The sequence below is a fragment of the Ruegeria sp. ANG10 genome (assembly GCF_040705255.1).
Classification (GTDB): domain Bacteria; phylum Pseudomonadota; class Alphaproteobacteria; order Rhodobacterales; family Rhodobacteraceae; genus Ruegeria.
In genome coordinates this window covers 185,084-197,792 of sequence record NZ_JBFCVU010000002.1, presented here as the reverse complement: position 1 = coordinate 197,792, position 12,709 = coordinate 185,084, and the positions used below count along the sequence as shown (strand labels likewise).

The 12,709-nt window shown below is 58.8% G+C and carries 12 protein-coding genes; 6 read left to right on the top strand and 6 right to left on the bottom strand.

The annotated features are described in order from the left end of the window. Positions 1 to 93: 93 nt before the first annotated feature. Positions 94 to 867 (top strand): 3-hydroxybutyrate dehydrogenase, encoded by a 774-nt coding sequence (locus AB1A64_RS05005; RefSeq protein WP_366550415.1) that lies wholly within the window; start codon positions 94 to 96, stop codon positions 865 to 867. Positions 868 to 882: 15 nt separating this feature from the next. Beyond that, on the top strand, positions 883 to 1,908 hold the full coding sequence (locus tag AB1A64_RS05000; RefSeq protein WP_366550414.1) for a patatin-like phospholipase family protein: 1,026 nt from the start codon (positions 883 to 885) through the stop codon (positions 1,906 to 1,908). Here the strand turns inward: AB1A64_RS05000 and AB1A64_RS04995 are convergent, their stop codons facing one another. From AB1A64_RS04995 to AB1A64_RS04980, 4 genes are all read right to left on the bottom strand, one after another. Then, positions 1,909 to 2,586: a DUF502 domain-containing protein gene (locus tag AB1A64_RS04995; RefSeq protein ID WP_366550413.1), complete on the bottom strand. Its 678-nt coding sequence runs from the start codon at positions 2,584 to 2,586 to the stop codon at positions 1,909 to 1,911. A gap of 64 nt (positions 2,587 to 2,650) precedes the next feature. After that, positions 2,651 to 3,562 (bottom strand): pseudouridine-5'-phosphate glycosidase, encoded by a 912-nt coding sequence (locus AB1A64_RS04990; protein ID WP_366550412.1) that lies wholly within the window; start codon positions 3,560 to 3,562, stop codon positions 2,651 to 2,653. Further along, positions 3,559 to 4,452, bottom strand: a complete 894-nt coding sequence (locus AB1A64_RS04985) for a PfkB family carbohydrate kinase (RefSeq protein ID WP_366550411.1) — start codon at positions 4,450 to 4,452, stop codon at positions 3,559 to 3,561. Before AB1A64_RS04985 ends, AB1A64_RS04990 begins: the two co-directional genes overlap by 4 nt. A 45-nt stretch (positions 4,453 to 4,497) precedes the next feature. Next, on the bottom strand, positions 4,498 to 5,115 hold the full coding sequence (locus AB1A64_RS04980; protein ID WP_366550410.1) for a thiamine phosphate synthase: 618 nt from the start codon (positions 5,113 to 5,115) through the stop codon (positions 4,498 to 4,500). A 154-nt stretch (positions 5,116 to 5,269) separates the two neighbouring features. Between AB1A64_RS04980 and AB1A64_RS04975 the strand changes: the two genes are divergently transcribed. From AB1A64_RS04975 to AB1A64_RS04965, 3 genes are all read left to right on the top strand, one after another. Then, on the top strand, positions 5,270 to 6,013 hold the full coding sequence (locus AB1A64_RS04975; protein WP_366550409.1) for an RNA methyltransferase: 744 nt from the start codon (positions 5,270 to 5,272) through the stop codon (positions 6,011 to 6,013). A 62-nt stretch (positions 6,014 to 6,075) separates the two neighbouring features. After that, on the top strand, positions 6,076 to 7,221 hold the full coding sequence (gene ctaA / locus AB1A64_RS04970) for a heme A synthase (protein ID WP_366550408.1): 1,146 nt from the start codon (positions 6,076 to 6,078) through the stop codon (positions 7,219 to 7,221). A 5-nt stretch (positions 7,222 to 7,226) separates the two neighbouring features. Continuing rightward, positions 7,227 to 8,696: a carboxypeptidase M32 gene (locus AB1A64_RS04965; protein WP_366550407.1), complete on the top strand. Its 1,470-nt coding sequence runs from the start codon at positions 7,227 to 7,229 to the stop codon at positions 8,694 to 8,696. A gap of 85 nt (positions 8,697 to 8,781) precedes the next feature. Here AB1A64_RS04965 and AB1A64_RS04960 read toward each other — a convergent pair whose 3' ends face one another. Both AB1A64_RS04960 and gyrA read right to left on the bottom strand, forming a co-directional pair. Beyond that, positions 8,782 to 9,378: a hypothetical protein gene (locus AB1A64_RS04960; RefSeq protein WP_366550406.1), complete on the bottom strand. Its 597-nt coding sequence runs from the start codon at positions 9,376 to 9,378 to the stop codon at positions 8,782 to 8,784. Positions 9,379 to 9,417: 39 nt separating this feature from the next. Further along, entirely contained in the window at positions 9,418 to 12,144 is a 2,727-nt protein-coding gene (gene gyrA / locus AB1A64_RS04955; protein ID WP_366550405.1) for a DNA gyrase subunit A, read from the bottom strand. A 194-nt stretch (positions 12,145 to 12,338) separates the two neighbouring features. On the opposite strand from gyrA, the gene AB1A64_RS04950 reads away from it, so the two are divergent. Then, entirely contained in the window at positions 12,339 to 12,608 is a 270-nt protein-coding gene (locus AB1A64_RS04950) for an usg protein (protein ID WP_058280415.1), read from the top strand. Positions 12,609 to 12,709 lie beyond the last annotated feature (101 nt).

The window sequence follows — 12,709 nt, the reverse complement described above, 5'->3', positions numbered from 1 at the left end:
GCCCCCGGACGCAGAACCCACATGTTTCCCCGTTTCCTTTGCAGTTGCAGCATGGCACTGTGCGTGCAAAGCAGATGTTGACGGAGAAAGCTCATGAGCGTGGCGGGAAAAACGGCGATCATCACAGGGTCGAATTCAGGGATCGGTTTGGGTGTCGCCCGTGAATTGGCCAAGGCTGGGGCCAACGTAATTTTGAACTCGTTCACCGACCGGGATGAGGATCACGCGCTGGCCGCCGAGATTTCGCAGGAAACCGGAACCAACGCACGCTACATCAAGGCGGACATGTCCAAGGGGGAGGAATGCCGTGCTCTGATCGAAAAAGCAGGTGCCTGTGACATTCTCGTGAACAACGCGGGCATCCAGCATGTCTCACCTATCGATCAGTTCCCGGTCGACAAATGGGATGCGATCATCGCGATCAACATGAACTCGGCCTATCACACTATGGCAGCGGCTCTGCCGATGATGCGCCAGGCCGGGTGGGGGCGCATTGTGAACATCGCCTCGGCGCACGGGCTGACTGCGTCGCCGTTCAAGGCGGCCTATGTCGCGGCCAAACATGGTGTGGTTGGGATGACCAAAACCGTAGCACTGGAGACCGCGCAGGAACCGATAACCTGTAACGCGATTTGCCCGGGCTACGTGCTGACGCCGCTGGTCGAGGCGCAGATTCCCGACACGATGAAAGAATACGGCATGAGCCGCGAGGACGTGATCAAGAACGTCATGCTGGAACGTCAGCCTTCGAAAGCCTTTGCAACGGTCGAGCAATTGGGCGGCACCACGGTCTTTTTGTGTTCGGATGCTGCCGCGCAGATCACCGGGACGGCGATCTCTGTGGACGGGGGCTGGACGGCTCTGTAAGGCAGGGGGCAGGTCATGAAACGCATCAATCTGGCATTGCAGGGCGGCGGCGCGCATGGCGCTTTTACCTGGGGTGTTTTGGACCGGCTGCTGGACGAAGATGATATCGAGGTCGCGGCAATCACTGGCACCTCGGCTGGGGCGCTGAACGGCGCGGCTTTCAAATCCGGCATGGTGCGCGATGGGCGTGACGGCGCTCGGGCCAGCCTTGATGGGCTGTGGGCGCGCATGGGGGCCGTGGGCGATATGCGCCTTGCCAATTGGATGCAGGCGATCGAGCCCGCGCAGATCGCGCATGCCATGGAGTATTCGTTGCCGTTTTCCGTGGGTGATGCGTGGTCGCGTCTGGTGTCGCCCTATGCTTATGGTCCATTTTATCGCAACCCGCTGGAACCGGTGGTGGACCGGTTCAATTTCAATGAAATCTGCGCCGATGAGGGGCCGCGCCTGTTCGTCTGCGCCACCTGCGTGCGCAGTGGCAAGATCCGGGTCTTTACCGGGGATGAGGTTTCAACCGATGCGATTTTGGCTTCGGCCTGCCTGCCTAGCTTGTTTCAGGCAGTCGAGATTTTCGATCCCAAATCCGGCCGGACCGAGGCGTATTGGGATGGCGGCTATACCGGCAATCCAGCGCTGTACCCCTTGTTCAATACCGATTTGCCGGATGACGTTTTGATCGTGAACATCAACCCGTTGGAACGGGACGAGGTGCCGAAAACGCCGCAACAAATCCAGAACCGGATCAACGAGATCAGCTTTAACTCATCCCTGTTCCGCGAATTGCGCGCTATCAGCTTTGTGCAGCGCCTGTTGGCCGAAGGCAAACTGAAGGCGGGTGAGATGAACCGGGTTCTGGTCCATATGATCGCCGATGACGCGCTGATGAATGACCTGTCTGTGGCGACAAAGACGGTGCCGAACCCGGTTGTTCTGCACAAGTTGAAAGAGGCCGGGCGCGCGGCGGCACATCGGTTTCTTTCGGACAACAAGGGTGATTTGGGGCAGAAAAGTACTGTCAACCTGCCCGAGATGTTTGGCTGATCACTCAGGCGGTAGCGTCGGATCTTTGCCGTTGGGGTAAACCAGACCGGCAGAAATCACCAGCTTGGCCGCGTCCTCGATAGTCATGTCCAGCAAGATGACGTCTTCGGCAGGAAAGAACAGCAAAAACCCCGAGGTTGGGTTTGGCGTGGTCGGGATGAAAACGCTCAGCAATTCGCCCGCGGTTTCGGCGCGCTGGGTGACCTCGCCTTTGGCGGTGGTCGATACAAAGCCGATGGCCCAGATACCGCGGCGGGGATATTGCACCAGACAGGCTTTTTCAAAAGATCGTTCAGTCTGGGCAAAGACCGTTTCGGATATCTGTTTAATCCCGGAATAGATCGAGCGGACGACCGGCATCCGTTCTACCAGGCTTTCAGTGAACGAAATAAAGGACCGTCCAAGAATCCCCTTGGCGACCCAGCCCACCAGAACAGTGAACACCAGAAAGATGATGACGCCGACGCCGCGTAGGTTGATGCCTACATATTGTTGGGGCTGGAACTGTTGTGGGATCAGTGGCAGGACCGCACTATCGATCCAGCCCACGACGGACCAGATCAACCAGATCGTCAACCAGACAGGCGCAATGACGACGATGCCCGTCAGAAAAGACGCGCGCAGCCGGGAAAACAGGCCCGGTCGGCGGTGGGGTTCTTCGTCAAACGGTGTGTTCATTGCGATCCTGATTGGTTTGCCGATTTAGTTAAGCAGTCCGGCGTCTTGGTACAATAGGGTAGCTCTAGGCGGATTTGATCAAAGCAATCGCGATACCGGCGGCAAGACGGGCATTGTTACGCACCAGCGCAATGTTTGCGGTCAGCGAGCGGCCCTCGGTCTGTTCATAGATCCGTTGGAGCAGGTATGGCGTGACGCCTTTGCCGGTGATCCGGTGCGTATCCGCGTCGGATTGGGCTGAGGCGATGATGGGGGCCAGTTCCTCGGCCGGGATTTGATCGGCGTCGGGGATCGGGTTAGCAACCAGTTGACCTCCCGGAAGGCCAAGCGCGCGACGGGTGGCGTGGGCCTTGGCGATGTCTTCGGCACTGTCCATGCGCAAGGGCGCGGGATAGGCGGACTTGGCGGACCAAAAGGCCGGGAATTCGTCCTGGCCATGCGCGATGACCGGAACGCCCAGCGTTTCCAGCACTTCAAGCGTTTTGGCCAGATCCAGGATGGCCTTTGCCCCGGCGGCAACAACAGTAACGGGTGTCTGCGCCAGTTCGTGCAGATCGGCTGAGATGTCAAACGACGTCTCGGCCCCCTGATGCACACCACCGATGCCACCGGTCGCAAAAACTTCGATTCCGGCATAACGCGCGGCGATCATCGTGGCGGCAACTGTCGTGGCCCCGGTGCCGCCGGTCGACATGCAGGCCGCCATATCCGCGCGTGAGATTTTGGCGACGCCCTGAGCCTGACCCAAAGCTTTCAACTGGTCGTCTTCCAGGCCCACATGCAGTTTGCCTTTCATGACGGCCATGGTTGCCGGGACCGCGCCAGCGTCGCGTATGTCCTGTTGAACCTGCGCCGCCACTTCGATGTTCTGAGGGTAAGGCATGCCGTGGGTGATGATGGTGCTTTCCAGCGCGACGATGGGCTGACCTGCATCTTTGGCGGCGCGGACCTCGGCGGAATATTGGATGTCGATCACAGTGGGGTTTCTCCGGAAACATAGGTTGCGGCGGCATGCAGGGCGCGTCTTAGGGCTTCGTCGTTGGACGCACCGTTGGCCTCGGACGCGATATGCGCCGCCATGAAAGTATCGCCCGCACCGGTCACACGGGTGACCAGAACGGGCGGGGGTGTTTGGGTCAATAACTCGTCAGCGTTGCCAATGGTGGCCGAGTTGCCGCCGTCGGTGACCAGCACACGCAGTGCGCCACGGTCCAGCAAGCCCTTGGCAGCGCTTTCAGAATCCGCGAACTCGCGCTGGCACAGGATGCCGGCCTCTTCGAGGTTCACATAAAGCGTGGCGCGGGCGTGTTTCAGGAACGGCAGCAGACGTTCGGCCTTGCCGGGCGAGGCCGGGGCCACGCGCAGGTCCGCACGCGCAAAGGCCGGGCTTTGGGCGATTTCTTCTAACAGGGTCAGCGTCAAGTTGCCGTCCAGCGCGATGGGACCCTGGAACGGAGTGTTCTCAAACCCCAGCGGCCCATGCATCAAGGGGCGCAGGATTTTCGCCCCGGCTGCCTCAAGCGAATGCGCATCGGCAATGGCCGCGATCAGGCCGTTGGCTCCTTCGACGGCCATGTACCTGTCCGTCGGCAAATCCTGCGAGCGGTAGATGTGGTCCGTCACCATGCCCAGCCGCGAACAGGCATTGACCAACTCGTCCCCTTCAGGGTCGCGACCAATGGCAGTCAGAAGGGTCGGCGTCATACCGAAGCGCACCAGCGTCATGGCAATGTTCATGGCCACACCGCCGGGCAGGCGGGTGATCCGCCCCGGCACGTCCGAACCCTGCCGCATGGCGCTGGCGGAACGCCCAATAATGTCCCACAGGACCGAGCCGATACACAGGATTTCGCTGTTCTGAGTCATGCCCGTGTCATGCCGCAGCCCCGAGGTGGGTGCAAGGGTTAACGCTCACATCGCGTCGGTGAGGGCTTTCAGCGCAGTAAGCGGGTCGTCTTGCGACCAGATCTCATCCCCGATGCCGAAAAAATCGGTGCAGGGGGCGATGTCGCGGACCAGCTCGGGGGTCAGGCCACCTTCGGCGACAACCGGAACCTCGATAGTCTCGGACCACCATTGGAACAGATCCTTTTCAGCCGTGGTGCCGTCACCCAGCGTTGACGCGCCCAATGGGCCAAAGGCGACATAATCCACGCCAGCCTCGCCAGCCGACATGCCATCATGGCTGGATGCACCGCAAAAGCTACCAACGATGGCCTCTGCCCCCAGTTCCTTTCGTGCGAACCGGACCGAGCGCGCGGCGTCGTCCAGATGTACCCCGTCCAACCCCAACCGTTGCGCCAGCAGAACATGGTTCGAGATGACCAGCGCCACATCTCGCGCATGGGCCACCTCGCGGCAGGCATCAGCAGCGCGTGCGATGGCGTCTTCGTCATTGCCCGCCAACGCCAATCGAATGCAGGCGATCTCAGCACCGTCCAGAACGCGGCCCAGCTGGTCGGGGAAAGTGCTTAACGTGATGGTCGGAGGGGTGATCAGGTAAATCTGCGGCTGCTCGGGGGAGTCCATTGGCGCGTCCTTCGCTTTCAGTCTTTGGCGCGGTTTAGCGGATTGTGCCGGGGAAGCAAACTTTTATGCTGGTTTAAGGCGCAATTGACCGTCCGGATGCCTTGCCCTGCGCCAGCGCGGCGATTACAGCAGGCCAAGTTTTCCGGAGACAGCCATGCCCAGCGATACATCCCAGCCTTCCTTTGTGCTTGTGCGCCCTCAGATGGGTGAAAACATCGGCGCCGCCGCGAGGGCGATGTGGAATTTTGGGCTGGACCGGATGCGGATCGTGGCGCCGCGTGATGGCTGGCCGAACCCCAAGGCGGTGGCAATGTCCAGCGGGGCGGGGCGCTTGCTGGACGAGGCGCAGCTTTTCGATGACCTTGCGGGCGCGCTGGCCGACAGCACCTTTGTCTTTGCGACCACGGCGCGCCAGCGTGGTCTGACCAAACCGGTCTACAGCCCGGAACGCGCGATGCAGATCGCGGCCGAGAAAGTGGCGGCTGGTGAAAAGGTCTCGGTCCTGTTTGGGCCCGAACGGGCAGGGTTGGAAAACGAAGATATCGCCAAGGCAAATGCCATTATCTCGGTTCCGGTAAATCCGGAATATGCCTCGCTGAACCTTGGCCAATGCGTGTTGTTGACCGCCTATGAGTGGATGCGCCAGACCGGCGATGTGGTGCATGAGGCCACCGATCTGGGCAAAGGCGATTGGGCCACGGGTATCGAGGTCGAAAAACTGGTCGAACATTACGAAGACCGGCTGGAAGAGGCGGGCTTTTTCTACCCGCCCGAAAAGGCCGAAGGCATGAAGACCAATCTGCGCAATCTGTGGTCGCGGATGCGGATGACCCGTGCCGATGTGCAGATGCTGCACGGGATCATGCGTCAGATGGTCCGCTGGAAGGATAAAGGCTGAGGCTGGACCTTAGCCCTCCTTCACCCTAGCTTGCGACGAAATCCAAGGCACAAGAGGACAGCATGAGCGGTAAGCGCAGCATCTTCGAAGACGTCTCAGACACCGAAAAACAACAGGCCGTTCAACCGGGTATGATTGACCGGGGCCGTGGTGGCGCACGCGGGGCCATCCGCGTCTGGCTTATGATCCTGTTCGCGCTGGTCGTTGTCATGATCGCGGTAGGCGGCCTGACGCGCCTGACCGATAGCGGGTTGTCGATCACCGAATGGCGTCCAATCACCGGGGCCATTCCGCCGATGACCGAGGCCGACTGGCAGGCCGAGTTCGACAAGTACAAACAGATCGACCAATGGGAAATCCAGAACCAATGGATGGAGCTGGATGACTTCAAATCCATCTACTGGTGGGAATGGGGCCACCGCCAACTGGGCCGCGTTATCGGTCTGGTTTGGGCGCTTGGGTTCTTTGGCTTCCTGTTGACGCGCAAGATTCCGACTGGTTGGACTGGTAAGCTGCTGATCCCCGGAGTTCTGGGCGGAGTTCAGGGGGCTGTCGGCTGGTGGATGGTCGCCTCGGGCGTGACGCAGGGCGAGGGGATGACGGCCGTTGCCAGCTATCGCCTGGCAGTCCATCTGGGTCTGGCCTTCGTTATCCTCGGGTTCCTTGCGTGGTACATCTTTGAGCTAGGGCGCGAGGAGCGTGACCTGATGCAGGCCCGCCGCGCGAAAGAGGGCAAACTGTTCTCACTATCGACCGGGCTGATGCATTTCGCCTTTCTACAAATACTCATAGGCGCCCTTGTGGCAGGCATAGACGCTGGAAGATCATATACCGATTGGCCCCTGATCGGTGGTCAACTGTTGCCGCCTGACGCGACGATGCTTGAACCGATGTGGCGCAATTTCTTTGAAAGCCCCGGTCTGGTGCAGTTCATCCACCGCTGCGCGGGCTACCTGCTGTTCATCTTTGGGATCATCGTTTGGCGACGTGGCAGCACCAGCGCGCATCCGCAAACGCGGTTTGCATTTAACGCAGCTTTTGCGGCGTTGTCGTTGCAGGTGGTGGTCGGGATTATGACGGTCATTTACGCGGCCCCCTGGCAGATCGCCATCTTCCACCAATTCATGGCTGTCGTCGTCTGGACCTTGATCCTGCGCGCGCGTTTCCTGACTGCATATCCAATCGCCACCTCAATCCGCGGAGCCTGACCCCGATGACTGCCTATGATGACCTGATGGCCTTTCAACGCGAAACCTCGGCCCTCGGGCAAATCGCCGGGCGGCTGGGCTGGGATCAGGAAACGGTGATGCCGCGCGGCGCAGCCCCGCAACGGGCTGAGGAAATGGCCGCAATCGAAGCGGTTCTGCATGCCCGCCGCTCTGACCCGCGCGTCGCCGAATGGCTGGAGAAGGCCGACCCGAAGGACGACGTGGCCCGCGCCCAATTGCGCGATATCCGTCGGGCATATGAACGCACGATCAAGGTGCCGGCTGATCTGGCCAAGGCCATCGCGCGCGTGACCTCAGCGGCGCAAGGCACGTGGGCGCAGGCCCGTGCGGATGAAGATGTTTCTGCCTTCCTGCCTGTTCTGGAAGAAGTCGTCGCCCTCAAGCGTGAAGAAGGCACTGCAATGGCGCAGGGTGGTGATGTCTATGACGCCATGATCGAAGACTACGAACCCTATACCACCGGGTCACAGATCGGCGAGATTTTCGATCAGATGCGCCCACGTTTGGTGGCCCTGCGCGCGGCCGTTTTGGATAAACCAGAGCCGCAAGCTCTGACCGGGAAATTCGATGAACAGATACAGATGCAATTGTCGCAGAAACTGGCGACCACGTTCGGGTATGATCTGAATACTGGGCGGGTGGACAAAGCGGTGCATCCGTTCAGCTCGGGGAGTGGCCGGGATGTGCGCATTACCACCCGAACAAGCGAAACCGACCCGTTCAACTGTTTCTATTCGACCATTCACGAGGTCGGCCACGCCGCGTACGAACAAGGCATTAACCCGGCCTTTGCGTTAACTCCGCTGGGGCAGGGCGTGTCGATGGGTGTGCATGAAAGCCAAAGCCGGATTTATGAGAACCAGCTGGGCCGGTCTCGCGCGTTTACGGGGTGGCTTTACAAGCAAATGGTTGACGCGTTCGGTGATATCGGTGTCGCGGATGCCGACGCGTTTTATGCCACGGTCAACGGTGTGCACAAAGGCTATATCCGGACCGAGGCGGACGAGGTGCAATACAACCTGCACATCATGCTGCGCTTTGACCTTGAACGCGCCCTGATGGCCGGAGACCTTCTGGTCAAGGATCTAGAGGCCGCCTGGAACGACCGGTTCAAAGCCGATTTCGGTTATGCGGTCGACAAGCCGTCGAACGGGTGCTTGCAGGACGTCCATTGGTCGGTCGGATTGTTCGGTTATTTCCCAACCTATTCCTTGGGTAATGTCTATGCCGGGTGTCTCTATCAGGCTTTGCGTGTTGCTGTGCCTGGTCTGGATACGCAACTGGCCGAGGGCGATACGTCCGGCGCAACCGGCTGGCTGCGCGAGAACCTACAGCGTTTTGGCGGGCTCTTCACCCCGCGCGAGACTATCCAACGCGCCAGCGGGATTGAACCGGGACCGGAACCGTTGTTGGCATATTTGGAACAGAAATTCGGTACGCTATACAATCTTTGAGCGCGAGACCTTCGGCAGCGTTCGTCAACACACTCGGACCGCGTTGCTTGGTTTCGCGCATATGCTTTAGGAGCGTCGAGTATTGCTAGTCGGGTAACAAGTGGATGGTCAGGTAGCATAAAAGTTGAAAGCCCCCCTGAACCATATGGTTTTCTTCCAAATCAAAATTCATGACCGTCTGATCAGCCAAGAAAAAAGCAAGCCACAATCCTAGCGACACGATAAAGGCCGCGTCGACCCTCTTCTGCCAGCGATCCGTCCGGGAATAGGGGGTAAATGACGCGAACGCAAAAAGCAGCGTCGATAGAAATAGCCACAGTATGATCCCGACAAATATGATTACATCAACGGCAGTAGAGGCACCAAACTGCGCTAGCGTTTTTTGCAGAAACGGAAAGTTGTGGCCGTCAAACCATGGGGTTGAAGTCACCCCTAGCAGCTCTAGCCCGCCGATGAAATCGGTTAGAAACGCAAATGCCCACCATAGGAACCAGAAAATCACTAAACTTTGTTTGAACAAAATTCGCATTAAAACGACCTCTTGAAACTGCTGTTCCAAATATCCTTGGTCATAGAATAGCGACTTTTTAGGAATTACAGAAACCAGCGCCGATTTGATCGTTCTATTGGGCAAACCGTTGATTGCCACATTCTGAGAGATTATTGGCGAAAACAAATCCAAGGCCCCAAAACTCTGCGCTCTGGGGCCTTTGTTGTAATCTTATTCCTCGGCCTCTTCATCACCCTGATCTGCGATCCAGGCGACGCTAACGACCACTTCGCCTTTACCGGTGTTGAACACCTTCACACCGCCCGCGCTGCGGGACCGGAACGAAATGCCTTCGACAGGAACCCGGATTGATTGACCTTTGGAGGTAGCCAACATGATCTGATCATCGATCTCAACCGGGAACGAGGCCACCAGCTCTCCGCCGCGCATCGCCTTGTCCATGGCCGCAACGCCCATCCCGCCGCGTCCGCGGACCGGGTAGTCGTGGCTGGAGCTCAGCTTGCCCGAACCGCCTGCTGTGATGGTCAGGATCAAGTTTTCAGCAGCGGACATCTCGGCATAGCGTTCCTGACTGATGGTCGCCAGCGCGTCGCCTTCCTCGTCGGTTGCTTCGGCGTCGTCGGTCAGACCGGCAACGGCGCGGCGCATCTTGAGGTAAGCGGCGCGTTCGTCCGAAGTAGCCTTGAAATGGCGGATCACCGACATGGACACAACGCGGTCGCCATTGCTTAGCCTGATGCCACGTACACCGGTCGACTTGCGGCCTTTGAAGACCCGCACATCGGTGGTCTGGAAGCGGATCGCACGGCCCGAATTGGTGACCAGCATCACGTCGTCATCTTCCGAGCAGATGCGCGCGTTCACCAGTTCAACACCCTCGGGCAGATCCATTGCAATCTTGCCGTTGCGTTTGACGTTGGTGAAATCGCTCAGCGCATTGCGGCGTACGTCGCCGGCACTGGTGGCGAAGACGATCTGCAGGTTCTCCCACTCTTCATCCGGTACGTCCACCGGCATGATCGCCGCGATGGAAACGCCGGTCGGGATTGGCAGGATGTTGACGATGGCCTTGCCCTTGCCGGTCCGGCCCGATTGCGGCAGGCGCCAGGTCTTGAGCTTGTAGACCATGCCGTCGGTGGTGAAGAACAGCAGCTGAGTGTGCGTGTTCGCGACGAAGAGGTTGGTAACAACATCCTCTTCCTTGGTCTGCATCCCCGAGAGGCCCTTGCCGCCGCGTTTCTGCGCGCGGAAATCGGCCAGCGGGGTACGTTTGATGTACCCGCCCGAGGTGACAGTCACGACCATATCTTCGCGTTCGATCAGGTCCTCGTCTTCCATGTCGCCGGACCAGTCGACAATCTCGGTACGACGGGGAACGGCGAACTGCTCGCGCACGCTGCGCAACTCATCACCGATGATCGACATGATGCGTTCGCGCGAGGACAGAATATCCAGGTATTCCTTGATCTTACCTGCCAGTTCTTCCAGCTCGTCCGTGACCTCTTTGACGCCAATTTGGGTCAAGCGTTGTAGGCGCAGATCGAGGATGGCGCGGGCCTGAACCTCAGTAAGGTTATAGGTGCCGTCGTCGTTCATTTTGGACAGAGGATCGTCGATCAGTCGCAGATAGCCTTCGATCTCAGAAGCAGGCCAGCGGCGGGTCATCAGTTTTTCGCGCGCTTGCGCCGCGTCTGCGGATGACCGGATTGTGGCGACCACTTCGTCCACGTTGGAAACGGCCACGGCCAGACCGCACAGGATGTGGCTGCGTTCGCGCGCCTTGCGCAGGTCATAGGCGGTGCGGCGGGCAACAACATCCTCGCGGAAGTCGATGAACGAGGTTAGGAACCGGCGCAGGGTCAACTGTTCAGGCCGGCCGCCATTCAGCGCCAGCATGTTGCAGCCAAAGGAGGTTTGCATCGGCGAGAAGCGGAAAAGCTGGTTCAGAACCACCTCGGGCGTCGCATCGCGTTTTAGTTCGACCACGACACGGACACCGTTGCGATCGGATTCATCCTGTACGTGCGACACGCCTTCGATGCGCTTTTCACGCACGGCCTCGGCGATCTTTTCGATCATCGCGGCTTTGTTGACCTGGTAAGGGATCTCATCCACGACGATGGCATAGCGGTCTTTGCGAATCTCTTCGACACGTGTCTTGGAGCGGATGATGACGCTGCCGCGGCCTTCCAGATAGGCTTTGCGCGCGCCAGATCGGCCCAGCATCACGCCGCCGGTCGGAAAGTCAGGACCGGGTACATATTCGATCAGCTGCTCGGACGTCAGGTCTGGGTCGTTGATCAAGGCCAGTGTGGCGTCAACTACTTCACCCAGATTGTGCGGCGGTATGTTGGTTGCCATGCCAACGGCGATCCCACCGGCGCCATTGACCAGCATGTTCGGGAAACGGGCAGGCAGGACGGTCGGTTCCCGGTCCTTACCGTCATAGTTGTCCTGAAAATCGACTGTCTCTTTTTCGATGTCGGCCAGGAGCGACGCGGCAGGCTTGTCCATGCGCACTTCGGTATAACGCATGGCCGCCGGGTTATCGCCGTCCATCGAGCCAAAGTTGCCCTGACCATCGAGCAACGGCAAAGACATCGAGAAATCCTGCGCCATCCGCACCAGCGCATCATAAATCGCGCTGTCGCCATGCGGGTGGTACTTACCCATCACATCGCCAACCGGACGCGCCGATTTGCGATAGGATTTGTCGTGCGTGTTGCCTGTTTCATGCATTGCATACAGGATGCGGCGATGCACCGGCTTCAGCCCGTCGCGCAGATCGGGGATCGCGCGGCTGACAATGACCGACATCGCATAGTCCAGATAGGACGTGCGCATCTCGGATTCGATGGACACCGTCGGGCCGTCGTAGACTGGGCGCTCGGGCGGGGTTTCGTCCATGTTTTCAGGAATATCTGGCGTATCGCTCACGTAAACTGCCCGTTCTTTGTGCAGGGTCTATATCTTGTGGATGTACCTTATCAGACCCGGCACATAAGGTGCAAGCAAGCAACGATTTTGCATGCGAAAAACCCCCGTAACACCTGAGTAACATATTGTTAACTAAGGGTTAGGGAGTTTTCGTGTTACCCTGAAGAGACCTTGCAACAAAATTGGAGGTCTGCATGGAGCAAAGCGAAACCGAACTAATGCTCAAGGGGTACGGGCTGACAACGGCAGAGTTCTTCTACCGCATGCCCGATTACATCCACGTTTTGAACACGTTCATCTGGCAGGATTACGACCTGGCGCCGGATCATCCGAAATTGTTCGATTTCATCGACTTCTGGCAGCGCGAGATTGACGGTCCGCTGCATTCGGTCCGGTTTACGCATCGCAAGATGATCGCGCCCGGTGAATGGCGCAACATGGTGGGTGAATTCAGGGTCAATTGAATATCCGGCCTGTTTTTTTGGTCGGTAACGATTGAGACGCGTTAAATTTATTGGTGCTTGGGTTATGGTGTCGACCAATTCATTGGTCACATACGGAATCG